This is a genomic window from Cobetia marina, assembly GCF_001720485.1.
Taxonomy (GTDB): domain Bacteria; phylum Pseudomonadota; class Gammaproteobacteria; order Pseudomonadales; family Halomonadaceae; genus Cobetia; species Cobetia marina.
Genome location: NZ_CP017114.1, coordinates 2,367,797 through 2,393,336 on the forward strand (window position 1 = coordinate 2,367,797; position 25,540 = coordinate 2,393,336).

Here is a 25,540-nt window from a genome sequence, read left to right on the forward strand (position 1 = left end):
ATGGACCAATGGAAGCGTGAAACCCACTCAGGCAATGCGTTGTTCGAACAGGGCGACTACGTCATGGCAGAGCAGCACTATCTCAGTGCCTGCCACCTGGCAGACATCTTTCTGATGCCCGGTGCAGACCCGGAAGGCGGCGTCGCGGCGCTGGTGGTGAGCTATCAGAACCTGGCGGAGCTCTATCGCGCCCAAGGGCAGCACCCGCAGGCGATGAGCGCCCTGCAGGCTGCCCATGCCCGCCTCTCCCATGCGCTTTCCGCCCCGGGCCTGTGCCATGCCCACCAGCAAGCCTTGCTGCGCGGCAGTGGCCAGGTGCGAATGGACATCATGAATACCGTGCAATGGCTGGGCGTCTCTCGTCAGCGGACTTATCGGCCAACCCCCGCGCGTCATGCGGCGACGCGGGTCCATCACTGATCCTCACCCCCACAGGAGATATGGCATGAAGAAACCCCTCATCGCGAGTGGACTGCTGTTGTTGACCGCCGCCAATACGGCACTGGCCCACCCGGGACATGACCACAGTGACTGGAGCAGCCCCCTCGTTCACACCCTGTTCTATGGCGCCATCGCAGCCGTCATCGGAACCGCATTCTTTGTCATTCGTCAGTCGCGTCACAAACGTCACAACACTCAGCAAAAGGAGGATTGAACATGCTTCATGCCCTGCTCCGCACCGTTGACCGACTGGTCTCACTCCCTGCGGCCTCCGCGCACTGTGATATTCCCTGCAAGATCTATGACCCGTCCGCTGCGCAGATCGCCGCACTCAGCGTGATCCGCTTCATGGACCTGATCAATGAGCTGGGCCAGAAGGACAGCCTGACGCTGGCAGACCAGGCCTTGCTCGCCCGTCTGGTGGAGCAGAAGGAAAGCCACGTCGAGAAAGCCAAGCATGAGATCCGCATCATCTGGGGCGACTACATCAAGCAGCCGCAGCGTGACGCCTATCCGGACATCGATGCACTGGTCCACAGCATCATGCTGGCCGGCTCTGCCTGCAAACAGGGCATCGAGCGGGACAAGGGGGAAAAGCTGCTGACCCTCATCAATGAATTCGCCGCGGCGTTCTGGGATACCAAGGGACTCACCACCTTTACCGCCATCTGCCCGTATCCGCCGTCTGAAACTGTCGTCTATCCGAAGCTGGATTGAGGCAACGACATGACGCGCCAAAGAACTGATGAAGAGTGAATTGATCAAGCGTGAACGGATGCCCATCGGGCTCTATCGCATCAATGGACTCAGCATGTCTCCCGGCCTTGCGCCGGGAGATTATGTCGTCACGCTGAAACGCTGGAGATCGCGCTATCGCGTCGGGGATATCGTGGTGGCACAGCACCCCCACTTCGGCCGCATCATCAAGCGCATCCGTGAGATACAACCAGACGGCATGCTATGGCTGGAAGGTACCCATCCGGACAGTGCCTCGACTGAAAAGATGGGCTTGCTGTCTTGTCGGCGAGTCAAAGGGCGAGTGATCCACACCTTCTCTCAAGACAATACGTGAGCCTTTCTTTGTCCCTTGCCATGGCTCCCCTGTGATATCCCACCTCTCTGCTCACCCTCACACAACCTTCATCAGCCTCAGCGCGTCATAGATTGCTGCGTGGGTATTGCGGGTCGCGACGGCATCGCCGATGCGGTAGAGCTGGAACTTGCCGTCTGCTGAGCGCTCGGTGTGCTCTGGACTTGGGCCGTCTGCAGGCTGGGCGAGTCCTTCGATCAAGGCGTCATAGTCCACTGCCCCGCCATTGCGCGAGTGGGGTTTGAGTTCGAAGTAGAGATCTTCCATCGGGCGGGCGCCGTAGTTGACGACTACCTGATCGACGATTCGCTGATCCGCGTAGGCACCGGTGCCCTTGCCCTGTGCTACGGCGTCATCCAGATAATCACTGCCGATATGGGCGATCAACTGGCCCTCCTCACCGCGCGAGACACCGCCGAGGCGATAGGTCGGCGTGAAGGTGACGGCGAGACGTTGCAGACTGCGCATGTAAGGCACCAGGTTCATGGCCATGATTTCTGGCGCGAAGGTGCGATCTGGCGTCATCATCTCGAGCCTGGCTCCGGTGTTGGCGATCATCTCGGCGGCCTGGAGTGCGGCGTGGTCTCCCGCATCATCAAACAGCAGCACGTTGCGGCCAGGCGTGACATGGCCGGAGAGAATGTCCCAGCTGGAGACGACCAGCTCACTGCCGACCTGCGGCATGTCTTCCTCGGGGTAGCCGCCCGTGGCGACGATGACCACATCCGGCTGCTCCGCCAGCACGTCATCGGCCTCGGCGAAGACGTTGTAGCGAATCTCGACGCCCAGCGCCTCGCAGCGACTGATGCGCCAATCGATGATGCCGATCATCTCGCGACGCCGCTCGCTCTGCGCGGTCAGGCGAATCTGGCCACCGGGTTGATCCGCCGCTTCCAGCACCACCACCTGATGGCCGCGCTCACCGGCGACACGTGCCGCCTCAAGCCCTGCCGGTCCCGCCCCGATGATCACCACCTTCCTGGCGACCTCGGCCGGTGCGATGTCATGCGGCTGCTCCAGTTCACGCCCGGTGGCGGCGTTGTGGATGCAGTAGGCCGATCCGCCCTGATAGATGCGATCGAGACAATAGTTGGCCCCGACACAGGGGCGAATATCCTCTTCCTTGCCGGCCAACAGCTTGCGCACGATATGCGGGTCCGCCATGTGGGCACGCGTCATGCCGACCATGTCGACCTTGCCGGTGGCGATGGCATGGCGCGCGGTGGCGATGTCCTGAATCTTGGCACCATGGAAGGTCGGGAAATCCATCGCCTCACGAATCTGTCCCGCGAAGTCCAGATGCGGCGCACTGGCCATGCCCTGGATCGGGATGACATCGGTGAGCCCAGCATCAGTATCGATATGGCCACGTACCACATTGAGAAAATCGATCTGTCCGCTATCGCGCAGCAGACGCGAGACCGCAAGGCCATCACTGGCATCCAGACCGCCACTCAGGCATTCATCCCCGGTGTAGCGCACCCCGACGATGAACTCGTTGCCCACCCGGGCACGAATCGCGCTCAACACTTCCATGGTGAAGCGCAGTCGATTCTCGAGACTGCCGCCATAGGGCCCCTCCAGGGTGTTGGTCAGTGGTGACCAGAACTGATCCATCAGATGCCCGTAGGCCTGCAGCTCGATACCATCAAGACCCGCCGCTTTCATGCGTTCTGCGGCGTCCGCATAGTCCTGGATCAGGCGCCTGATGTCCCAGTCCTCGACCCGCTTGGGAAAGGCGCGATGAGCCGCCTCGCGACGATGCGACGCCGACACGGCAGGTAGCCAGTCGGCCTTGTCCCAACGCGTACGACGCCCCAGGTGGGTGAGCTGGATCATCACTGCGGTACCGTGCTCATGGCAGGCATCGGTCAGCTCGCTCAGCCAGGGCACCACCTCATCACGCCAGGCGAGAATATTGTTGAACACCGGCGGACTATCTCGGGCGACCGAGGCGGAGCCTGCTGTCATGGTCAAGGCGATACCGGCGCGCGCACGCTCCTCGTGATAGGCGCGATAACGTGCCTTGGGCATGCCATCTTCGGGATAGGCGGGCTCGTGGGAGGTCATCATCAAGCGATTCTTGAGGGTGAGGTGCTTGAGCGTGAACGGTGTGAGCAGCGGATCCTGAGCCATGCGGCCTCCTGAATGTCAGGTCATGAGACATCGTAAACAGAGATGCCTTGATCGTGTACACATGTGTACATGAGCTGACTATAGCCCTAGAATCCAGATCGTGCGTCGCTGGAAATGGCGTTCTTGTCCCGCTGGCGCAGACAGAATCATCGCTGTCGCAGACAGCATGCTCGAGCCACGCCACTCCCCCCCGTACGGGTGTCACGCTTGGACCTTCGAGACCCCGACGACAGCATCCCCCGCCTGTCAGCCCCTTCAGGAGCCCACCATGTCAGAGACCACCGCCACACGACCCGAGAGTGCGAGCGTCAGAACGGAAGGACGTGGCAAGGCCGAGGATTGGCTGGAGGCCGCCTATCAGCAGCTGTTGCTCGGTGGCGTGGACTCGGTACGCGTTCTGACGCTGGCCAAGACATTGGGGCTGTCTCGCACTAGCTTCTACTGGAGCTTCAAGGACCGCGATGCCCTGCTCGCCGCCTTGCTCGCCCGTTGGGATGCCCACAATACCGCCAGGCTGATCGGGCGCTGCGAGCAATACGCCGCCACGGTGGTGGAGGCCATGCTCAATGTCTTCGATTGCTGGCTGGATGAGTCGCTGTTCGACTCTCGCTTTGAGCTGGCGATCCGCAACTGGGGCTTGCAGAACGAGGACGTTGCCGCCGTCGTCGACCAGGCGGATCAGACACGCATTCAGGCACTGACCGCGATGCTGATGCGTCATGGCCAGTCCGAATCCCAGGCCGATGTCCGAGCGCGCACCATCTACCTGACCCAGATCGGCTACCTCTCGATGCGCACCCGGGAAAGCGTCGCGGAGCGCATCGGGCGCGTCGCTGACTATGTGGAAATCTTCGTGGGTGAACCCTGCCAGCCACATGAACTGGCGCGCTTCGCGGCGCGTCATCCAGGCTGAAGGCGTGTCCACCGCGCGCTTGATACGCAGCAGGCCCCCATCGACACATCGTCGATGGGGGCCTGCTAAACGTGCCATGGCGTCGCGGATTATCCCTCTCGCCCGAGGTGCGCCTATCCGGTTCTCGAGTCAGTCCTCGAGACAGTTCTCGAGTCAGTCCTCGAGTCAGTTCTCGAGTCAGGCGATGATGCCCAAGTCCGGTTCAGAAGGCCTCCCATTCCTCTTCCTCACGCAATCGCGAATCACGCGGCGACTGCGTTGCCCGATGAAACGCCGCACTCTCCTGTCGGGGAGAAGCGTTTGCATCAGACATGTGCGGGTTCGCCCCATCATGCCCGCCAGCCACCTTGAAGCCTGACATCAACGACTCCAGCGACTGTGCCTGAGCACTCATGCTGCGCGCCGCGCCACTGACCTGATTGACCAAGGTGGTGTTCTGCTGGGTCATCGCATCCAGCTCGCTGACCGCCGTATTCACCTGACCGACCCCGGCACTCTGCTCACGGGCACCGGCGCTGATCTCGGCGATCATGTCGTTGACACGCTCGACGCTCGACAGAATCTCGGCCATCGCATGACTGGCGTCCTTCACCTGTGCCACACCCTGCTGCGTGTGGGAGATGGACTCATCGATCAGACCGCGAATCTCACGAGAGGCATCGCTGGAGCGTGTCGCCAGCGTTCGCACTTCCTGGGCCACCACCGCAAAGCCACGCCCATGCTCGCCGGCCCGCGCAGCCTCCACCGACGCATTGAGCGCCAGGATATTGGTCTGGAAGGCGATGCCGTCGATCAGGCTGATGATCTCGTTGATGCGTTCGGCAGAGCGATTGATGTCTTCCATGCTCGCCTGCGCCCTGTTCATGTCCTCGTTGCCACGGCGCGCCTGTTCCGAGGTCGAGTTGACCAGCTGGCTGGCCTGCTGAGCGGAATCGGCACTGTGCTGCACGGTCGTGGTGATCTCCTCCATCGAGGCGGAGGTTTCCTGCAGACTCGACGCCGACTGCTCGGTGCGGGCCGACAGCTCCTCGTTGCCCTGGGCGATCTCCCCGGCGGCCTGATTGACGGCAACGGTGGTCGTCCGGACCTGACCGACCACGCGGCTCAGGTCCTCACCGATACTGTTCATGGCGTCCGTCAGCTTGCCGATCTCGTCCTGACGCTGGCTCGTGATGCGCTGGGAAAGATCCCCACGCGCCAGTGCCTGAGCCAGTTTGACCAGGGCATCGAGCGGGCGACTGATCAAGCGACGCTCAAGGAAATAGAGTATGGCGGCCACCGAGAGCGCCAGCAGCAACGCCAGGCCGAAGACCTGATTGCGAAGACGGGTGATGCCAGCGGTCACCTCGTCCTTGTCGATGGTGGTGGCCACGACCCAGTTCCATGCCGGGTAGTGCTGGAAGCGAGTGATGCGTGAGCTGTCCTCGCCTGCCAGGTGATATTCAAACTGGCCACTATCGGCGGCAAACAGCGGCGCCATGGCCGACCGGCCCGCCTCATCCTTGAAGTCCGTCAATGAACGGCCCTGCCACGGCCCCTCGGTCAATACCTGCCCACGTTGCTCAGCCGCCGTGCTGGCCACCAGACTGAAATCCTTGTCATGCAACTGGATGCTGGTGATGGTGGCGTAGAGCTCATCGATCTGCGCTCCGATATCCACTCCGATGAAGGAGGCTCCGATGACGTTGTCATTGAAGTCGGTGATCGGGCGATAGCGGGTCATGTAGTGATGGCCGGCGAGATAGAGCATGCCGGTATAGGGCTGGCCGGCATTCAGCGCTTCCTTGACCCCACCACTCAGCGTCAGCCCGAGCAGGCTCGAGCCATCCTCGGTCTTGAGCGTGGTGGCGATGCGCACGAAATCATCACCATCGCGCACGAAGAAACTGACCGGGGCTCCGGTGCGCTTGGCAAAATCGGCCAGATAGCCGGATTGATCATTGAGCATGAAACCGGCATTGAGCAGCGCCGGTGCATCTCGCTGACCGATCGGCAGGCGGCGAGTCTCTATCCGCGTGAAATTGTCCGGGATGGTGGCCAGGAAGGCATTGAGCATGCGCGTCACGCTGGCCTGCATGGTGGTATCGAACAGTTCGATGGTATTGGTGATCTGTTGCTGCTGCTGGGCAAGGGCACGCTCCGTGCCCTCTTCCACCTGATGCTTGCTGGCGGTGGAGAACACCAGTCCCAGCACGATGAAGGCCACCATCATCAACCCCAGCACCAGCAAGGCCAACTTGCTGCCGACGCTGGCGCGGGCCAGTCGCCTTCTTGTTGTCATCATTGCGCGCGATTCCGATCCGTGAGTGAAGTATCACGACTATCGGCCGAACGCCCCACAACTGTAGCGATGACATGCATGACTGACCCGGCACTCTCTCAGCGTGTCGCCTGCCACCAGTCGTCCAGCATCTGACGCTCGGCATCGGTCATCTGGGTCATGTTGGCCAGCGGCATGCTCTTGTCGACCACCGTGCGCTGGTGGATGCGCAGTGCCTGACGCTGGATGTCCTCCCAGCCATTGAAGGCGACCCCTGCCGCCGGCGCGGTAAGCCCGATCAGCGTCGGCGAATCACTGTGACAGCCGGCGCAGCGTTGCTCGACGATATGGTGGACCTTCTCGCGCAGAGCCTCATTCTCGCCCATCACCGCATTGTCAGCGGTGTTGCTGGCCGCCACGGACGGTGAAGACGCGGCGCTTTCGGCCGTTGCCGGAACGGGCTGAGCGCGTGGTGCACACAGCACGATCACGCCGATCAGCGCCGCTACGGCTCCCACCGGCACCCAACGTCGCTTGACACCCTTGTGGTGATCCACCGTGGCGATGCGAATCAGCCCCCCCGTCACCAGCAGCAGCAGGATGACGCCGAGACGATAGTCATTGGCGTACAGGAGCGGGTAATGGTTGCTGATCATCATCAGGACCGCCGGCAGCGTGATGAAGGTGTTGTGCACCGAGCGCTGCTTGGCGCGCTGACCGTGGATCGGGTCCGGGGTCTCGCCACGCTGCGCGGCGGCAAGCAGCGCCTTCTGACCCGGGATGATCACGTTGAAGACATTGCCCGCCATGATGCTGCCCATCAGCGCGCCCATCAGCAGGAAGGCAGCACGCCCGGAGAACAGCTCTGTCGCGAACCAGGCCGCCAGCGTCAGCCAGACACCGACCGCGACGAACAGCGCCGCAGCGCTGCGCTTGAGGGGGCTGCGACACAGCGCCTCGTAGCCCAGCCAGCCTGCGAGGAGCAGTCCCAGTGCGCTACCGACGGCCATGCTGCCGCTCATCTCGAACACGCGCGGATCAATCAGATAGGCCTGCGGCTGCAGCAGGTAGATCAGCGTGAACAGCCCCATCCCGGACAGCCAGGTGACGTAGGCCTCCCACTTGAACCAGTGGATCTCGCTGGGCAGCGTCTCACTGACGCCGTCATGGCGAAACAGATGGTAGAGGCCACCGCCGTGCACTGCCCAGAGCTCGCCCCCCGGACGACCATCGAGGGCATGACGGGCAGGCTGGCGGCGATTGTCGAACCAGATGAAGAAGAACGAGGCGCCAATCCAGGCGATACCCGCCATGACATGCAGCCAACGTGTCAGCAGCATTGCCCAATCGAGGAGATATGCGCTCATGCCGGCTCCTTAGCTGCCGCGGTAGACGCTGTAGGCCCACGGAGTGACCAGCAGCGGAATGTGATAGTGGCCGTTGGCCTCCAGCGTGAACTCGACCGGCACCCGCCCGAGCATGCCCTTGCCCACCGGACGCCCGGCAAAGTAGTCCCCTATCTGGAACGTCAGGCGGTAGACGCCGGAGTGATCGTCGTCACTCGATGGTGCGTTCTCCAGCAATGGCGCCTCGACACGGCCATCCTGATTGGTGATGCTTCGGGCAATCTGCTGGAAGTTGCCCTGCGCATCCTGGCGCTCCAGGAGAATGGTGACGCCACTGGCGGCGATGCCTTCAGCCTGGTTGAGCACATGCGTGGTAAGTCTGGGCACGGTCATTTCCTTGTGATGGGTAGCGTGTGACATTGACGCGTTGTCCGTGATGCAGCCGCTGATCCGATCAATGATGCATGGCGCTCGGCATGTCACGGCTCAGGGCTTTGGTGGCATTGCACCGCAGGAGTGCACTCGCCTAATCTGACCTGACGGTCAAGGTGCAGGGGACACGTCTCCCCGGCAGACGCACTGCCTCAAGGGCGAGTCCCGGCTTGTCTGGCGGCGGCATGTGCCTTGCAAGCAATGGATTCTTCACGTCTTTTTCTCTTTTCTTCTCTGGAGCAAGGCACATGCCAATCGAAACCCCGATGGAATATCTGGCAATGCTGGACACCCTCAACGCCCTGCCACCAGAAGCGCTTGCTCGTCGCTTGAGCGGCCTCTATGAGCACTCCGACTGGGTAGTGGAACGCGCCGCTGCAGAGCGCCCCTTTGCCAGTACCGAAGCCCTGCTGAGCGCCTGTGCCGAGGCGGTACGCCGAGCAAGCGAGACCGAGCGCCGCCAGTTGATCGACGCCCACCCGGAATTGGCGGCCGGCAAGCTTGAGAGTCTGACGCCCGCCTCTCAAGGCGAACAGCGTGGCGCGGGGCTGGACCAGCTCGATGACGCCACCCGCGAACGCTTCCTCAAGGCCAACGCCGACTATCAGGCCCGTCACGGAATCCCCTTCATCATCTGCGTGAAGGGCCATAGCGCCTCAAGCATCCTCGCCGAACTGGAACGACGTCTGCCGCAATCCACCGAGACGGAATTTCAGGAAGCCCTGAATCAGATCGATGCCATTGCCGCAGTGCGACTGCCGGGCCTGCTGGAAGCGAGCTAGGCAGCCGCCTTCTGGCCGCCGATGATCAACACGAATATCTGGCGGCCACTGCCTCGATGCTGGCAATCAAGGCCGCCAGTGCTCTGGCGACATCCGCCTCCGTCACCGCCTCCGCAGGGTGGTGACTGATCCCCCGCTCACAGCGCAGGAACAGCATGCCCACCGGGCACAGATGACTCACCGCCATGGCGTCATGGCCGGCACCGCTGGGCAGCCGGAAAGGCGCCTGTCCGGTGGCGGCGATACCGAGATCCACTGCCTGCATCAACCCTTCATCACAGGCGACGGCATTCGCGGCGTGGGTCTGCTCGCAACGGAAGGTGACGCCGCGACGCTCGGCGATCTGATGGGCCTGTTGCAGCAGCTCCTCCAGCGCCCGGTCACGTTGTGCATCGTCCAGGGCACGGATATCCAGACTCAACGCCGCGGCGCCGGGAATGACATTCACCGCACCGGGACGCAACTCGCAACAGCCCACGGTGGCCACCAGTGAGTGATCCGGCATGTCAGCGCGCTTGCCTGTCTGGACCTCACGCGCCAGGGTCTCGACGGCCAGAGTCCACTCTGCCGCGGCACACAGCGCATCCTGACGCAGTGCCATCGGTGTGGTGCCGGCATGGCCGGCCTGACCGGCGAAGTTGACGGCAAAACGACGCGCGCCAGCGATACCCGTCACGGTACCCAGTGCCAGATTCTCGGCTTCCAGCACCGGCCCCTGCTCGATGTGCACTTCCAGATAGCCCAGCGGCGGAGTCGCTTGCAGGCTGGCACTGGCCGCCGATTGCCCCGAGAGCCCGAAGGCGGTCAGCGCCTCCCCCAGGCTGATACCCTCCTCATCTTCCAGAAGCTCCCATCCCGGTTGCCAGCTGCCCGCGATGGCATGGCTGCCGAGCAGGGTCGCGCCGAAGCGCGTGCCTTCCTCATCGCCAAAGCCGACCACCTCGAGCGCAAACGGCAAGCCGGCACCCTCCCGTTCAGCACGCTGCTGGAAGTGGGTCAGCGCCGCGACGCCCAGAAGCACGCCCAGAATCCCGTCATAACGACCGGCGTCCGGTACGCTGTCCAGATGGGAGCCGATCACCAGCCGCGGCGCCTCGCTCTCGCTGGAGAGCGTTTTCGGGCACCATCGCCCCCACTGATTGCCCGCCCCGTCCTGCCAGCTGTGAAGTCCTGCCGCCTTGAGCCAGGCCGCCGTGGTGGCATTGGCCGCTGCATGCTCAGGCGTCAGATAACGGCGATCGATCCCGCTGTCACTGCGTGAAATCGCCGCCAGGGCATCGCAGGCTGCCAGCACGTCCGCCGCCGTTTCCAGCGGGGCGATGCCCGCTGTCGTGCGCGCTCGGGACACATCAATGGTCATGGCCGCTCTCCCGCCGGCTGGTCCTGATGCTCTTGGTAAAAGTCCAGCGCCGCGCCGACACCACCGCCGGCGACACACTGGACGCCACCGCGTCGCAGAGTCTGCTCCAGCGCCGCCAGCGTGGTGAGTACCGTATCGCGACGCGCGTTGTAGCCCATCACACCGAGGCGCCAGACCTTGCCGTGCAGCGGCCCGAAGCTGGTGCCTATCTCGATGCCGAAATCCTCCAGCATGCTGCGACGCAGCCCCTCGCCATCCAGGCCATCCGGAATCCTCACCGCGCTGACGTTGTTCATGCGATGCGCCTGGTCACCGAACAGCGCAAGCCCCAGCCCCTTGAGTCCCTCGACCATCGCCTGACCGTGCAACGCATGTCGCGCGATGGCGTTGTCCATGCCCTCGTTGACCAGCAGTCGCGCACACTCGCGCGCGCCATACAGCATGCTGGTGGCCTCCGTGTGGTGATTGAGGCGCAGCGCTCCCCAGTAATCGAGCACCATGGAAAGATCGAAATAGTTGGAGCGAATACGCGCGCCCGGCTCCGCCAGTCGATCGCCCCCACTGCTGATCCCGGCCTCGACGTGCCGACGTGCATGCACCACCTCCACCGCACGCGGCGACAGCGTCAGCGGCGAACTGCCAGACGGACCGGCGAGACATTTCTGCAGGCCAGCGGTGACGGCGTCCAGCCCCCACTCGTCCGTCTTGAGCGGATTGCCCGCCAGCGAGGCCGTGGCATCGCTGTAGAAGAGCACGCCTTCACGGCGACAGATGGCACCGATCTCCTCGAGCGGTTGGCACATGGTGGTCGAGGTATCGCCCTGTACCAGCGCGAGAAGCGTTGGCTGCACCTCGCGAATGGCGGCTTCGATCTGCTCGGGACGAAAGACCTCGCCCCACTCACATTCCAGCGTGTGCACCTGGGCACCGCAGCGCTCGGCAATCTCGCGCAGCAGATGACCGAAACGGCCGAAGATCGGCACCAGTACACGCTCCCCCGGCCGGATCAACGAGACCAGCACCGCCTCGATCCCGGCCCGTGATGTGCCATCGATCAACAGGGTCGCCGCGTTCCGGGTCTCGAAGACGCCGCGATAGAGCTGCATCGTCTCGTTCATGTAATGCGTCATCGCGGGGTCGTACTGGCCGATCAATGGCGCTGACAGCGCACGCAACACACGTGGGTCCGCGTTGATCGGGCCCGGGCCCATCAGGAGGCGCTGCGGGGGATGAATCTGGTCAGGGATCGGTGTCACGTTCGCTCCTTGTGCTTCAGGGCATTGAATGCGGGAAGGTTCGGCGGCTTGCCGAACGCCATGACCAGACTACTGCAACAAGTGCGCCAGAAATCAAAAAATGAAACGGATGTTGAATCCTCAGATCCCACCGGCCTGTCCTGACGAAGCCCCGGTCAGACACGTCATGCCGGCCAGGGGACAGGCTCTCCGCTACTGGCCGGGGCTGGCCGGGTCTTCGTCAGGGCCCCAAGCGGGTTGCTTCAGGAAGCGTGATGAGAAAACGCCCCCTCAAGATAACGGGATAATCGCTAAAGCGGTCCTCGCCACCTCCCGTTGGCAGTGCACGCCTTGCAGGGAAAGCACCATGAAGGGGCATGCAACGCCTGAATCGGATGCCTGAGCACACCCTTCGTGCGCCCGCTCCCTCCCTCGAGGCTGAACTCACCACATGAGTCTGTTATACAGGAGGTCACCGGAGGGATGAGCGTCAACTCATCTGACCTGATCATCGCTGCTGGAGAGCCACATGACGCTGGAACAACGCCTGGAACGTGCAACGCAATTGGCCAGAGACGCGGGAGAACGCATGGTGAAAGCGCGCGAGGAGCAAGGGTTCGCGCACCACTACAAGAAAGGCGATGAGCTGGTCACGGACATCGATGTGGCGATCGACACCTTCCTTGCCGAGGCGCTCGAGGCCGAATTCCCTGAAGATGCACGCCTGACCGAGGAGCTATCGCCCGAGCGCGACGTCATCGGCACCAAGGGAGGCCTGTGGGTGATCGACCCCATCGACGGCACCGTCAACTTTGCTCACGGGCTGCGCCATGTGGCCGTCTCCATCGCCTGGTGCGAGCGTGGCAAGATCCAGATGGGGGTGGTCCACGCGCCCTTCCTCGGCGAGACCTTCACCGCCATTCGCGGCAAGGGAGCCTGGATGAATGGCGAGAGCATCACGGTCAGCGAGACCGAAGACATGAGCCGCGCACTGGTCGCGACCGGCTTCCCCTATAACCGGGACAGCCGTCCTCCCCTGCTCAAACGTCTCTCCGCCATGTTGCTGGTGTGTCAGGATGTCCGACGCAACGGCAGTGCCGCGCTGGATCTTTGCGATGTCGCCTGCGGCCGCCTGGATGCCTACTATGAGAGCGTCTCTCCCTGGGACTTTGCGGCGGGCCTGCTGATTGCCCGCGAAGCCGGCGCACGTACCGGTCACCTCTATCGTTGCCCGGACGGCATCCCCGAGGAGCTGTATGGCGAGAATATCGTGGTAGCCTCACCGGCCCTGCATGCACCGCTCAAGCGCCTGCTGGAAGATGCCGATGCCAGTTCCGGCCTGCCCGGGCTTTGAGTCACCCTCCCCCACAATGCAAGAAGCCCCGCCAGTGCGGGGCTTCTTGCATTGTGGGCATCCCTCAGTGAGATGCTGGGCATCAATCGCCGAGGTTGCCGCCCTTCTTGCTGCGCCTGGCTCCCGCCTTCCCGGAGGACTTGCCGGAAGACTTGTCAGAGGGCTTGCCAGAGGGCTTGCCAGACGATTTCGCGGTGGACGACCTGGCTGCCCTGGCCTTGGAACCGATGCCGACATCCGGCTTGTCCGAGGGCTGAGCGGACTGATTGGCAGTGGACGTGCCAGCGGTCGTGCTCGTCTCAGGCATGCTCGCGTCTGCGTCTGCCTTCCCCTCACCAGCTGCCGGCTCCTTGAGCAGCCCGAGGCGCTGGCCGACTTCCTTCCACAACTCTCGGTAGCTTGCCGCCGGAGCACTGTTGCGCGAGAAGACCGGCACCGGCTTGCGCTCGATTCCCATGCGCTCGACGATGCTGGAGTAAGGAATATGCCCACTGAGCTGCAGCGGATGGTCCTGCTTGAGGGACTCCATCACATCCTTGTGCAAGGTCTTGCGACGATCGACCAGCGTGAAGAATGGCCAGACAGGCACATCGAGATCGATCTCGGCCAGATAGGCATTGAGCTGCTCCAGCGTGCGCAGTGACAACACCGTCGGAATCATCGGGACCAGCAACGTATCAGCGGCCGCGAAGACCTGCTCGGAGAGAGTCGAGATACTCGGGGGGCAATCCAGGATGACGAGGTCGTAATCGTCACGCACCGGCTTCAATACCTTGCGCAGGCGAGAGCGCTTCTCTTCCTCGAGAATGTGATCGAGATTGCGATAGGAGAACTCGGCCGGCAGGACATCCAGATTGCGATAGTCGGTCGCCCGGATCACGCGTGACAGGTCCTGCTTGCCGCTGATCAGCTTCTCGACGCCGCCCTTGAGCTTGGGCTTGGTCCGCACATAGAAAGTCGCTGCGGCTTGAGGGTCCAGATCCCACAACAGCACTCTGAGACCACTGTTGGCAGCGACATACGCGAGGTTGATGGCAGAAGCCGTCTTGCCGACACCGCCCTTGATGCTGTACACCGCCGCGATTTTCATTGCAGATCAACTCCCTGTTTTTCTCAAGGCTACCACATCGTGGCGGCAATTCGAGTACAGGGAGATGTCGGACTGATCAGGCGCCTTCACGCCCGGCGATGAAGCCTCTCGCCAGCAGTTGACGCGTCAACCAGCCAAGCAACAGACCGTACATCGGGAGGAAGAGCAGCAGCGAAATGATCAACTTGATGGCGTAGTCCACCCAGGCGATCTCGACCCAATGCGCCGCCATGAAGACGTCCGGGCCATTGCGAAATGCCACCGAAAAGAAGGCGAAGGTATCGGCGAGATTGCCGAAGAGCGTCGATGCCATGGGCGCGACCCACCAGTGAGCATTGCGACGCAGACGATCAAAGACCTGAATATCCAACAGCTGGCCGATCACATAGGCGATGAAGCTCGCCAGCGCAATGCGTGCCACGACCAGATTGAACTCGCCCAACGCCTCGATCCCGGCAAGGCTGCCGCCATGGAAGATCACCGAGATCATGTAGCTGACCAGCAATGCCGGCAGCATGACCAGCGCGATGATGCGGCGAGCATGTACCTTGCCGAACAGCCGGACGGTCAGGTCAGTGGCCAGGAAGATGAACGGGAAGCTGAAGGCACCCCAGGTGGTATGGAAGCCGAACAGTGTCATCGGCAACTGCACCAGGTAGTTGCTGGCCGTGATGATCAGGATATGAAACAGGGACAGTGCGACGAGCGCACGACGCGATTGACTCGCGGTGAGGAGGAGCATCTGAGGTCCTTTTTGGTTCCAGGCCAACAGCAGGGGTGAGGGAACCCTGACAGACGGCATAACAGCTGACGATTGACGGTATCTCGCGCGATATCTCGCCGTCGAGAACCAGAATGGCCGCGCATCGTATCACGATGCGCGGCCATTGGCATGTCAACTCACGGAGATTCTGACCGGGTGGTCAGGGAGAGGTGGACGCCTCATTCCGCACCGCGGGCTTTCATGGGTGACGCTCATTTCTTCCAGATGGCGGGGTCGACCTTGCCCTTGAGCTCCGGGAACTTCTCGGGGTCGAAGGTCGGCTCCTGACCGGCCTTGTGCTGACGGTCGTAGTCCTTGAAGATCCGGAAGGCCAGCGGCGACAGCAGCAGGATGGCGATCAGGTTGATCAGCGCCATCGCCCCCATCGACAGGTCAGCGAAGTTCCAGATGTTCTTGAGACTGGCGACTGCGCCCAGCATCACCATGCCCAGCACCGCAAAGCGATAGATCATGATGACCGGCTTGGCGTTCTTCTTGCCCGAGATGTACTCGATGTTGGACTCGCCATAGGAGTAGTTCGCCACCAGCGAGGTGAAGGCGAACAGCAGAATGGCGATCGCCACGAAGCCACCCCCCAGCTGCCGACCTGCGAGGTCAACGCCGCCTGGGTGATCTGGATACCATCATTGCCGCCATCGTTGCCCAGCGTGCCGCTCATGATGATGATGGCAGCGGTTGCGGTGCAGATGACCAGAGTATCGATGAAGACGCCCAGCATCTGGACGAAGCCCTGGGAGGCCGGGTGCCGGGTGGTCGCCATCGCCGCGGCATTCGGCGCAGAGCCCATGCCGGCTTCATTGGAGAACAGACCGCGCTTGATGCCGTTCATCATCGCCTGCGCGATGGTGTAGCCCAGTGCACCACCTGCTGCCTGCTCAAGACCGAAGGCGCTGCGGAAGATGGTGCCCAGTGCCGCCGGAAGCTCGGTGATGTTGATCGCCACGACGAAGATGGCCAGCAGCAGATAGAGCAGCGCCATGATCGGCACGATCAGCTCGGCGGTCCGCGTGATGCGCTTCATGCCACCGAAGATGATCGGCACCATCACCACGACCAGAATCACGCCCATGATCCACGGCGGCACGCTGAAGGCCTGCTCCATGGCCAGCGCGATGGAGTTGGACTGCACGGAGTTGAAGGCCAGACCGAAGGCGATGATCAGACACACGGAGAACAGGATCGCCATCCAGCGCTGCCCCAGGCCCTTCTCGATGTAGTAGGCCGGGCCACCACGGAAGGTATTGTCATCGTGTGACACCTTGTAGGCCTGGGCCAGGGTGGACTCGATGAAACTGGTGGACATGCCCACCAGTGCCGTCATCCACATCCAGAAGATGGCACCCGGGCCACCCAAGGAAATCGCCACGGCGACACCGGCCAGGTTACCGGTACCGACACGTGCCGCCAGGGAGGTGGCCAGCGCCTGGAAGGAGGAGATCCCGCCTTCGCTACCCTGACGTGAGGTGGCCAGCAGTTTCCACATGTGCCCGAAGTAGCGGAACTGGATGCCCTTGGTCATGACCGTGAAGAAAAGACCCGCTCCGATGAGCAGGTAGATCAATACGCTGCCCCACAGCAGGCCATTGCCTGCATCGATCAACGCCAGAATCGGCGCTGGAATGATGGACGTTGTTTCCGACATGTCGGTCTCGCTTTGGCGGGTTTTTGATCTTGTCGACGCTGCCAGGCGGCGTGAAAAGCCATGGCCTTCCTGCCGCTGGCAGCGAGCAACCACTACGAAAGGGTTGCTCGACATGCTTTGGTGAGCGCCATTCTTCATATCCGACACGGATTAGCAAGAAGAGCATACTGAACATTGGCGTTTCACAGCGGGATTCTAGTGGGGAACCGGCGAAATGTCGGTCTTTTTCACTGCATCCTAGACTTTAGATGCACAAGGCAATGTTTCGCTGTCTGGTCCTCTCGGGCATAATGCGCCCCCTTCCCACCTGCAGGCATCGGTCAGCCTGATGCTGCAGGACGTGTTCGGCGCATCAGCGACGCCCTCCCCCAGTTGCGACACCACGACTGCGGCCGGTCGGATGCGCCACATCAGGACGGTGCTCTTCCCTGACGCCCACGCACCCTAACAGCCATTACGGCACCCGGCAGCGCGCATTGTCCCGGCGCCTGCCTTTGAAAACAGGTGATACATGGAACTGACCAGCTACGCGGCGTCCCCGCTTTCGCTGCTCGCCCCGATCATAGCCATCGGTCTCGCAATACTGACACGTCGCGTCATGCTCTCCCTTGGGCTGGGTATTGTCTCTGGCGCTCTGCTGCTGAATGATTTCTCACCGCTCACCACGCTGGATTATCTCTGGCGCCAGCTGGTCGCGGTCTTCGTCGAGCTGCCGGACAGCGGTCAACTGGCCGATGTCACGCTCAACAGCTGGAATGTCTATATCCTGCTGTTTCTGCTCGCTCTCGGAGCGATGGTCGGTGTCATCACTCTGGCCGGCGGCACGCGCGCCTTCGGCAACTGGGCGCGTGAACGGGTCACTACCCGTCGCGGCTCGCAGCTGATGACCGTCCTGCTGGGAGTCTTCATCTTCATCGATGACTACTTCAACAGCCTGGCGGTCGGCAACATCTGCCGCCCCCTGACGGATCGCCAGGGCCTGTCGCGGGCTCGTCTGGCCTATCTGATCGACTCCACCGCCGCACCGGTATGCGTGCTGACCCCCATCTCCAGCTGGGGCGCCTACATCATCAGCTTGATCGCTGGAATCCTGGCCACGCACCACATCACCGATGTCAGCCCCTTCGGTGCCTTCCTGGAGCTTTCCGCGCTCAACTATTACGCGATTGCGGCGCTGGTGCTGGTGATCGCCTCGGCCTGGTTCGACATCAACTTCGGTGCCATGCGCCGACATGCCATCGCCGCGCGTGATGGCGAGCTGTTTGACGCCAGCCGTGGCAATCCTCCCGGCAACACCCATGTCGAAGAGTCGGAACGTGGCCGCCCCGTGGATCTGCTGATTCCGATCATCGTGCTGGTGATCGCCACCTTCTTCATGATCGTGCAGACCGGCGCCAGTGCGCTGGCCGCCAAGGGCGAGGCATTCGGCCTGGTGCGTGCCTTCGAGCTGACCGATGTCGCAGGATCGCTGATCATCGGCGGTGCCATCGGCCTGCTCGCCGCCGTGATGATGCTGCTGCGTCACCGCATGGGCACTGGCCGCAGCATCGGTGCCATCGTCCAGGGCGCGCGCTCGATGCTGCCGGCCGTCTATATCCTGGTGTTCGCCTGGATGCTGACCGGCATCATCGGCTCACTCGGCACGGGCGAATACCTGGCGACGCTGGTGGATGGCGTGGTCTCCCCCACCTGGCTTCCGATGTTGCTGTTCGTGCTGTCCGGTCTGATGGCCTTCGCCACCGGCACCAGCTGGGGCACCTTTGGCATCATGCTGCCGATCGCCGGAGACATGGCGGCAGCCACCGAGATCGCGATGATGCTGCCGATGATGGGTGCCGTACTGGCGGGCTCGGTCTTCGGTGACCACTGCTCACCGATTTCCGACACCACCATCCTGTCCTCGACGGGCGCGAGCTGCCATCACATCGATCACGTCATGACCCAGTTGCCCTACGCGCTGCTGGGCGCCTGCATCTCGTTGCTGGCGTACCTGGTGATGGGCCTGACCGACAGCACGCTGTTCGGCTGGCTGAGTCTGGCAGGGCTGCTGGTCGTCAGCATCGCCTGGCTTGCCCGTCGGGAACGCGCCAACCCCGTGGTCGCACGCACCTGATGGACTGATCGCTCCACGCAAGAACACAAGGCCCCCGTCATGGTTCATGACGGGGGCCTTGTGTTTGCGGCAGGCGCGATCTGCGCCCAAGCGTTCACTCACCGGCAATGCTCACGTCACTCAAGCACTGCGCGCCTGCCCGGCCAGACCGACGCCTGCATCGCTCAATGCCTCACGCACATCCTCCAGACTCGCCGGGTCATCGATGGTCGAGGGAATCTGGTACTGCTCTCCCGCAGCGATCTGACGGATCATCTTGCGCAGAATCTTGCCGGAGCGTGTCTTGGGCAGCCGCTCGACGATCAGTACGTCCTTGAGCGAGGCGATCGCCCCTATCTCATCGCGCACACGCTGCGCCAGCGCCTGACGAAGAGCAGATTCGTCACCGCGCCAGGCATCCTTGATGATCACCAGTCCCAGCGGCATCTCGCCCTTGAGCGAATCCTCGATGCCGATCACCGCACATTCCGCCACTGCCTCGTGTGAGCCGAGGACCTGTTCCATTTCCCCGGTGGACAGGCGATGCCCTGCCACATTGATGACGTCATCGATGCGCCCCATCACGAAGAGGTAGCCGTCCTCGTCAAGATAGCCGCCGTCTCCCGTCAGATAGTAGCCGGGGTACGCCGCCAGGTAGGCGGCGTGGAAACGCGCGGGATTGTGATAGAGCCCCGTGAGACACCCGGGCGGCAGCGGCTGCTGAATGACCACGTTGCCCTGCACTCCGGGTTCGACCTCGTCTCCCAGGCCATCGAGCACCTGCACATTGAAACCGGGCAACGGCCAGGTCGCACTGCCCGCGCGTGCCTCGACCGGCGCTCGGGGACCACTCCCCTGCCGAGTGATCATGTCGAGACCGAGCAGATTTCCCGCGACCGGCCAGCCGGTTTCCGTCTGCCACCAGTGATCCACGATCGGCACTGGCAGCAGGTCATTCAACCAATGATAGGTGGGAGGATCGAGTCGCTCCCCCGCCAGGAACAGGCTGCGCAGACTGGACAGGTCACGCCCGGCCATCAGGCTGGCGTCGGGGTCTTCCTTCTTGATGGCTCTGAAGGCGGTCGGTGCCGTGAAGAAGCAGTTGATCCGATACTCCTCGATCAAGCGCCAGAAGGCTCCGGCATCCGGCGTCCTGACCGGCTTGCCTTCATACATGACCGTCGAGGCTCCCACCAGCAACGGGCCATAGACGATATAGGAATGCCCCACGACCCAGCCGATATCGGAGGCTGCCATGAAGGTGTCCCCCGGGCGGGTCCCGTAGAGAATTTCCATGGAGTAATGCAGTGCCACGGCGTAGCCGGCGTGATCGCGCACCACACCCTTGGGCGTCCCGGTGGTGCCTGAGGTATAGAGGATATAGAGCGGCTCGCTTCCCAGCATGCTGACCGCTTCCGTGGCCTGGGCATGCGCCAGACATTCCTGCCAATCGTGGTCTCGCGGCCCCAGGGTGGCTAGTTGCTGCTCACGCTGCAGGATCAGGCAGGCCTCTGGCGTATGCGTCGCAAGTTCGATCGCCTCATCCAGCCACGGCTTGTAGGGAATGACACGGTCGACCTCGATGCCACAGGAGGCCGACAGGATGACCTTGGGCGTCGCATCATCGATCCGTACGGCCAGCTCCTTGGGGGAGAATCCTCCGAAGACCACGGAATGCACCGCCCCCAGGCGTGCGCAGGCCAGCATCGCCATCGCGGCCTCCGCCACCATCGGCATGTAGATGATCACGCGATCACCCTTCTCGACCCCCTTGTCACGCAGGGCACCCGCCAGCCTGGCCACTTCGTCGCGAAGCTCTCGATAGGTGTACTGGCACTTGCTGTCAGTGACGGGAGAGTCCCAGTAGAGCGCCACCTGATCCCCGCGGCCATTGGCCACGTGATGATCCAGCGCGGCATGACAGATATTCATCTCGCCATCAATGAACCAACGGGCGTGCTCCTGGGCATCCCAAGCCAGGATGGTCGCTGGATCACGGAACCAGACGATGCGCCTGGCCTGCTCAGCCCAGAAGTCCTCTGGCGCTTGATTGGCACGCGAGACAAGTGATTCGTAGTGCTCGCGTGCGGATCGCTTGGCGGTCTCAGGCATGGCTTACCTCGTTGACGATGCTGGCACGGGGTTCATGGCATGGCGTTGCCATCAGAAAGCAGTATCACGCCTTACGCGCCTTCGACTCGGGGACTGCGCCTGGAAGATGCCGGCAGCTGGCGACCCCAAGTGTCCCACCACGCTGATGGCAGGTGACGCGCATGCGCACTATCAGAACCTTAGGCCAAAACCCGACCGTGTGAATGTCAGATGAGGCATCCAACCCTGGTCAGTTCGTCGTATGACATCATCGACACGCAGTGAAACGAACGACCGTATGTCGACCAGCGTCAGGAAAAGGAAAAGTCCACCCCTGATCAGGCCACCCTCGATGATTTATCGTTTAATATTGCCTTGGACGTAGCACGCGGAGTTATTGATGATTCACTAAAACAAGGATACTTCATGCCTGACACCACAAGGACGGCCAATCTGATGATGGAATCCCCCAGACAGCACCGGAGCTCACCAATGAATGCCAAGGTCTCAACCGCGAGGAAACCCGCCATGCCTGCGCAAGATGATGTCATCACGTTACACCAGGCAGGTGATCGCGTGATCGAGGAAGCCACTGCCCTGTTGAAGGCGATGGGCAACGAAAATCGCTTGCGAATTCTCTGCCTGCTCAGTGAAAGCGAAATGTCGGTCAGTGAACTGAATTCACGTCTCGAACTTTCCCAGTCAGCCCTGTCGCAGCATCTGGCCATTCTGCGTCGCGAAGGCATGGTGCGGACTCGCCGGGCGTCACAGACCATCTACTACTCACTGCTGGGCCCCAACGCTGCAGGCGTGATCCGCACGCTTCAACAACTCTATCGCTGAAAAAGGGCGCCAGTCGAAGACTGACGCCCTTGAGGGAAGCCATCGGGTCATCCGGTCACGCCCTGTCGTGACGTGATGCCATGACCAGGCTGAGCCAGACCCGCAACATCACCGGGTCTCTCGCACCTTCCTCACTCCTCGATTGACGGATGGCCAGGGAATGGCCGCCATTGCCCGCAGACTTGCATTCGTGCAGGGCCTGGCGCTTGCAGATCACGATTCGCGAAGTTCTCAGTGCTGCTGCCAGCGTGACTCGACATTGCGCTCCAGCACGCGGTCAAGCACACGATCCAGACTCAGCGTCACCCCCTTCCCGAATCGATCCATCATGCGACGCGGCTTTTCGAGACTGACTTCGAATATCTTGAGATCCTGCTTGAGATAGCCGGCCAGCAGCGCCTGACTTGTGCCCACCTCATCGATCAGACCGATCGCGATCGCCTCGCTGCCATACCAGATGTCCCCTTGTGACACGGCTTCCACATCCAGTTGCGGACGACGGTTACCGACGTGCTGCTTGAACAGGTCATGGGTGCGGGCCAGGTCAGACAGGAACTTTTCACGCCCTTCTTCCGTATTCTCCCCCAGCATCGTCAGCGTTCGCTTGTAACGCCCAGCCGTCAGGATCTCCACATCGACATCGTGCTTCTTGAGAAGACGGTGCACATTGGGCACCTGTGCCACGACGCCGATGGACCCTATCACGGCAAACGGCGCCGCCACGACGTGATCAGCGGCACACGCCATCATGTACCCGCCACTCGCGGCCACCTTGTCGACGGTAATCGTCAGACGCGCGCCTGCCGCACGCAGACGATCCAGCTGTGCGGCGGCCAGACCGTAGGCGTGCACCAGGCCACCACCAGATTCCAGTCGCAGTACCACTTCATCCTTGTCGGTCAGCACGCCTTCCAGCGCGGTGACTTGCTCGGCGAGGCTTTCCACTCCCGTCGCCTTGATATCGCCGACGAAGTCGAGCACGAACACCCGACGCCCGGCAGTGGAGTCCTGTTCCTGAACATCATCGGAAGGCTTGCGCTTCGCCTTGGCCTTGAGCGCCTTCTTGAGAGACTTGGCCTCCTGCTTCTCCTTCTTGGCACGTGCCTTGGCATTGGCGGTGCGCTCGGCATCTTCCAACCCGGCCTGTCCCAATTCCCGCTGGAGGTGCTGCATGCGCTCATGCCAGGGGCGAATCTTGAGGCGAGCCTCGCGCTCACCACTGTCCCCGTGACGGGCACGCACGATCATGAGGATGATCGCCCCAATGGCCACCACCACCGTGACTGCCTCGGCGAGAAAGAGGCCATATTCCGATAACCATTGCATGCACTTGCTCCTGAACGACATGGGTGTCGTCGGACACCGCGACCTGCACGGATCTGTCTGACGGACAACGACTTTAGCGGCCACCAGGCCAGCTGTGAGATTCCTGCTACATGGGGGCAAACGACCCTCTCTGCAAGGCGAGCACGGCGCTGCGAGACAGGGTGGCACAACGCGGGTTGATCCGGTCAGCGCAAGGGCCGCTGCAACGGAGGAGATCATCTTCGGCGCTTGATTGGAACGATCGTTTGAAATAGTCTGATGCACAGCCTTGAAAGTGCTGAACCCCATATCCACTTTCCCAGCCTTCACCATTGAAAAGGAATATTGCCATGGCAGACGCCAACGCCGTCATCGAGATGCTGAAAAGTCGCTTCAACCCGGACGCCGCCAAGGGCATGAACGACGTCTTCCAGTTCAACATCACCGACAGTGATGACTACTACATGGTCGTCAAGGATGGCACCCTGGACGTGGGCGAAGGGGAGCACGACGATCCGTCCGTCACGCTGTCCACTGACAGCGATACCCTCAAGGGCGTGATGAAGGGCGAAGTCGACGGCATGCAGGCCTTCATGACGGGCCGCCTGAAAGCGACCGGCAACATCATGCTGGCCACCAAGCTGACCTCTCTCTTCCCGAACAAGTGACGGCAGAACAGCGGATGCGACCTCTGCTGATCGGTATCGCTCGATGAGCGATACCGTCAATGAAAACGCCCCTGCCATTGGCAGGGGCGTTTTCATTGACAGCCCGGAGTGCCAGGCGTCAGCGGCCGCTGGCCACCGAGCGCAGGAAGTTGTCGATCAAGGCATGCGAGATCGAGAACTTCGGCGGCAAGCCAGGCAAGGATTCAGGTGTGAACCACTGGGCATCCTCTATCTCATGGCCATCAATAGCGATCTCCCCGCCCGCATATTCGGCGTAGTATCCCAACATGAAGGAGTGGGGAAATGGCCAGGATTGGCTCTGGAAGTAACTCACGCGCCCGACCTCGACACCCACTTCTTCCAGGACCTCGCGCCTCACCGCTTCCTCGGCGCTTTCCCCGGCTTCGATGAAGCCGGCCAGGGTCGAGTACATGCCGGGCCCGAAACGCGGACTGCGTGCCAGCAGCAACTCACGCCCACGCGTGATCAGCGTGATGATGCAGGGCGAGATTCGCGGATAGCTGCGATGCTGGCAGCCGGTACAGTGCATCGCGAACTCATGTTCCAGACGTTTCATTCGCTTGCCACAACGTCCACAGAAACGATGGTCCCGCGCCCACTTGAGCACCTGCAGGGCACTTGAGAGCAGCGGGAACTGCTCTCTGGGCAGTGAATGCAACCATTGCCGAGCGCCTGGCCACTCGGAAGACCCATTCTCGCCAAGCACGGCGATCGGCGCCCCCTGCCACTCTCCCAGTGCAATCGCGCCGGATGGCCAGTCGCATGGCGGTTGAATGATGCCGCCATCGGGCGCCGGGGCGACCCCGTCGCGCCCGATGCGAATCAGGTACCCCTGACGCTGGTTCACTCGTGACAGATCACGTATCAGCATCAGACAGCGCCTCCCGGGTTGCCTCTGCCGTCAAGGCTGCCCAGCGCGTCGATCGCCACCTTGTCAAAGGCACATTCTGTCTTGGCACGAATTTCCTCGCACCAGGCAGCATGGCGCTCAAGCTCCAGCGCCGAGAGCCCGGGCGTGACCAGACGCGGGCGGTCCGCCCGAAGGCGACGCACCCCGACAATGCCGCCCTCTCCCTCATCACCATCGTCTATGTCGTCCAGCCCGAGCGCCGTCTGCCCGCCGGTCATCGCCAGATAGACGTCGCCGAGGATCTCCGCATCCAGCAAGGCACCGTGCAGCACGCGGTGCCCATTGTCGATATCGTAGCGCTTGCACAGCGCATCCAGGTTGTTGCGCTGACCGGGGTGCTTCTCACGGGCGAGCTTCAGGGTATCGAGGATCGCGCAGTGTTCCGCCACCGGCCCCAGCGGCTGGCTACGCCGTGGATTGATCAGGCCGAATTCATGATCAATGAAGCCGACGTCAAAGGGCGCGTTGTGAATGACGAGCTGGGCGCCCTTGATGAACTCCCAGAAGGCATCCGCCACGTCCGCGAAGACCGGCTCATTGGCGACCCGTTCATCGGTGATGCCGTGGACGCCGATCGCCTCTTCATCGATCAATCGCTCCGGATTGATGTACTGGTGATAAGTGCGCCCCGTCAAACGGCGATTGATCATCTCCACCGCACCGATCTCGATCAGACGGTGGCCTTCCTTCGGGTCGATACCGGTCGTTTCGGTATCGAGAATAATCTGACGCATCTCAGACCTCT

General features: G+C 62.1%; 22 protein-coding genes and 1 pseudogene. 10 read left to right on the forward strand and 13 right to left on the reverse strand.

Translation table 11 applies throughout. The features are described from left to right. The 4 genes from BFX80_RS09975 to BFX80_RS09990 are packed head-to-tail and all read left to right on the forward strand — an operon-like array spanning position 1 to position 1,513. Positions 1–420 (forward strand): hypothetical protein, encoded by a 420-nt coding sequence (locus BFX80_RS09975; RefSeq protein ID WP_084208758.1) that lies wholly within the window; start codon positions 1–3, stop codon positions 418–420. Between the two features lie 25 nt (positions 421–445). Beyond that, positions 446–655 (forward strand): hypothetical protein, encoded by a 210-nt coding sequence (locus tag BFX80_RS09980; RefSeq protein ID WP_077376715.1) that lies wholly within the window; start codon positions 446–448, stop codon positions 653–655. A gap of 2 nt (positions 656–657) precedes the next feature. Then, positions 658–1,158 (forward strand): superoxide dismutase, Ni, encoded by a 501-nt coding sequence (gene sodN / locus BFX80_RS09985; protein ID WP_084208759.1) that lies wholly within the window; start codon positions 658–660, stop codon positions 1,156–1,158. A 28-nt stretch (positions 1,159–1,186) separates the two neighbouring features. Continuing rightward, entirely contained in the window at positions 1,187–1,513 is a 327-nt protein-coding gene (locus BFX80_RS09990) for a S24/S26 family peptidase (protein WP_084208760.1), read from the forward strand. 57 nt (positions 1,514–1,570) lie between these two features. Here the strand turns inward: BFX80_RS09990 and BFX80_RS09995 are convergent, their stop codons facing one another. Continuing rightward, the gene (locus tag BFX80_RS09995; protein ID WP_084208761.1) at positions 1,571–3,667 is read right to left on the reverse strand and encodes an NADH:flavin oxidoreductase; all 2,097 of its coding nucleotides are present in this window, start codon (positions 3,665–3,667) and stop codon (positions 1,571–1,573) included. 268 nt (positions 3,668–3,935) lie between these two features. Between BFX80_RS09995 and BFX80_RS10000 the strand changes: the two genes are divergently transcribed. After that, complete coding sequence (locus BFX80_RS10000; RefSeq protein ID WP_084208762.1) at positions 3,936–4,580, forward strand: TetR/AcrR family transcriptional regulator; 645 nt, start codon at positions 3,936–3,938, stop codon at positions 4,578–4,580. 202 nt (positions 4,581–4,782) lie between these two features. On the opposite strand, the gene BFX80_RS10005 is transcribed toward BFX80_RS10000, so the two are convergent. The 3 genes from BFX80_RS10005 to uraH all read right to left on the reverse strand — a co-directional run bounded on the left by BFX80_RS10005 (position 4,783) and on the right by uraH (position 8,573). Continuing rightward, positions 4,783–6,864 carry a methyl-accepting chemotaxis protein gene (locus BFX80_RS10005; RefSeq protein WP_084208763.1) on the reverse strand — a complete coding sequence of 694 codons (2,082 nt, stop codon included), beginning with the start codon at positions 6,862–6,864 and terminating at the stop codon, positions 4,783–4,785. A gap of 95 nt (positions 6,865–6,959) precedes the next feature. Continuing rightward, on the reverse strand, positions 6,960–8,207 hold the full coding sequence (locus tag BFX80_RS10010) for a urate hydroxylase PuuD (protein WP_084208764.1): 1,248 nt from the start codon (positions 8,205–8,207) through the stop codon (positions 6,960–6,962). A gap of 9 nt (positions 8,208–8,216) precedes the next feature. Beyond that, on the reverse strand, positions 8,217–8,573 hold the full coding sequence (gene uraH, locus BFX80_RS10015; RefSeq protein WP_077377409.1) for a hydroxyisourate hydrolase: 357 nt from the start codon (positions 8,571–8,573) through the stop codon (positions 8,217–8,219). A 293-nt stretch (positions 8,574–8,866) separates the two neighbouring features. Between uraH and uraD the strand changes: the two genes are divergently transcribed. Continuing rightward, positions 8,867–9,400 (forward strand): 2-oxo-4-hydroxy-4-carboxy-5-ureidoimidazoline decarboxylase, encoded by a 534-nt coding sequence (gene uraD, locus BFX80_RS10020; protein ID WP_205632695.1) that lies wholly within the window; start codon positions 8,867–8,869, stop codon positions 9,398–9,400. Between the two features lie 25 nt (positions 9,401–9,425). Here the strand turns inward: uraD and BFX80_RS10025 are convergent, their stop codons facing one another. Together BFX80_RS10025 and BFX80_RS10030 are read right to left on the reverse strand one after the other, a co-directional pair. Continuing rightward, entirely contained in the window at positions 9,426–10,760 is a 1,335-nt protein-coding gene (locus BFX80_RS10025) for an allantoate amidohydrolase (RefSeq protein ID WP_084208766.1), read from the reverse strand. After that, positions 10,757–12,016: a pyridoxal-phosphate-dependent aminotransferase family protein gene (locus BFX80_RS10030; RefSeq protein WP_240499528.1), complete on the reverse strand. Its 1,260-nt coding sequence runs from the start codon at positions 12,014–12,016 to the stop codon at positions 10,757–10,759. Before BFX80_RS10030 ends, BFX80_RS10025 begins: the two co-directional genes overlap by 4 nt. 508 nt (positions 12,017–12,524) lie before the next feature. On the opposite strand from BFX80_RS10030, the gene BFX80_RS10035 reads away from it, so the two are divergent. After that, the gene (locus tag BFX80_RS10035; protein ID WP_084208767.1) at positions 12,525–13,349 is read left to right on the forward strand and encodes an inositol monophosphatase family protein; all 825 of its coding nucleotides are present in this window, start codon (positions 12,525–12,527) and stop codon (positions 13,347–13,349) included. An 82-nt stretch (positions 13,350–13,431) separates the two neighbouring features. Here the strand turns inward: BFX80_RS10035 and BFX80_RS10040 are convergent, their stop codons facing one another. From BFX80_RS10040 to BFX80_RS10050, 3 genes and pseudogenes are all read right to left on the reverse strand, one after another. Further along, complete coding sequence (locus BFX80_RS10040; RefSeq protein WP_084208768.1) at positions 13,432–14,439, reverse strand: ParA family protein; 1,008 nt, start codon at positions 14,437–14,439, stop codon at positions 13,432–13,434. Positions 14,440–14,515: 76 nt separating this feature from the next. Next, positions 14,516–15,181 (reverse strand): 7-cyano-7-deazaguanine/7-aminomethyl-7-deazaguanine transporter, encoded by a 666-nt coding sequence (locus tag BFX80_RS10045; protein WP_077376751.1) that lies wholly within the window; start codon positions 15,179–15,181, stop codon positions 14,516–14,518. Between the two features lie 233 nt (positions 15,182–15,414). After that, positions 15,415–16,865, reverse strand: a pseudogene (locus BFX80_RS10050) (alanine/glycine:cation symporter family protein). Between the two features lie 511 nt (positions 16,866–17,376). Between BFX80_RS10050 and BFX80_RS10055 the strand changes: the two are divergent. Further along, positions 17,377–18,978 (forward strand): Na+/H+ antiporter NhaC family protein, encoded by a 1,602-nt coding sequence (locus BFX80_RS10055; RefSeq protein WP_084208769.1) that lies wholly within the window; start codon positions 17,377–17,379, stop codon positions 18,976–18,978. A 120-nt stretch (positions 18,979–19,098) separates the two neighbouring features. Here the strand turns inward: BFX80_RS10055 and BFX80_RS10060 are convergent, their stop codons facing one another. Continuing rightward, positions 19,099–21,069 (reverse strand): AMP-binding protein, encoded by a 1,971-nt coding sequence (locus tag BFX80_RS10060; protein WP_084208770.1) that lies wholly within the window; start codon positions 21,067–21,069, stop codon positions 19,099–19,101. Positions 21,070–21,576: 507 nt separating this feature from the next. Here BFX80_RS10060 and BFX80_RS10065 point away from each other — a divergent pair. Next, positions 21,577–21,891: an ArsR/SmtB family transcription factor gene (locus BFX80_RS10065; RefSeq protein ID WP_077376763.1), complete on the forward strand. Its 315-nt coding sequence runs from the start codon at positions 21,577–21,579 to the stop codon at positions 21,889–21,891. 231 nt (positions 21,892–22,122) lie between these two features. Here BFX80_RS10065 and sohB read toward each other — a convergent pair whose 3' ends face one another. Beyond that, positions 22,123–23,217: a protease SohB gene (gene sohB / locus BFX80_RS10070; RefSeq protein ID WP_084208771.1), complete on the reverse strand. Its 1,095-nt coding sequence runs from the start codon at positions 23,215–23,217 to the stop codon at positions 22,123–22,125. A gap of 329 nt (positions 23,218–23,546) precedes the next feature. Here sohB and BFX80_RS10075 point away from each other — a divergent pair, with 329 nt between their 5' ends. Continuing rightward, complete coding sequence (locus BFX80_RS10075) at positions 23,547–23,864, forward strand: SCP2 sterol-binding domain-containing protein (protein WP_077376768.1); 318 nt, start codon at positions 23,547–23,549, stop codon at positions 23,862–23,864. 118 nt (positions 23,865–23,982) lie between these two features. Here the strand turns inward: BFX80_RS10075 and nudC are convergent, their stop codons facing one another. Then, positions 23,983–24,756, reverse strand: a complete 774-nt coding sequence (gene nudC, locus BFX80_RS10080) for an NAD(+) diphosphatase (RefSeq protein ID WP_077376771.1) — start codon at positions 24,754–24,756, stop codon at positions 23,983–23,985. After that, positions 24,756–25,529, reverse strand: a complete 774-nt coding sequence (gene dnaQ / locus BFX80_RS10085; protein ID WP_077376774.1) for a DNA polymerase III subunit epsilon — start codon at positions 25,527–25,529, stop codon at positions 24,756–24,758. Before dnaQ ends, nudC begins: the two co-directional genes overlap by 1 nt. Between the last annotated feature and the right edge of the window lie 11 nt (positions 25,530–25,540).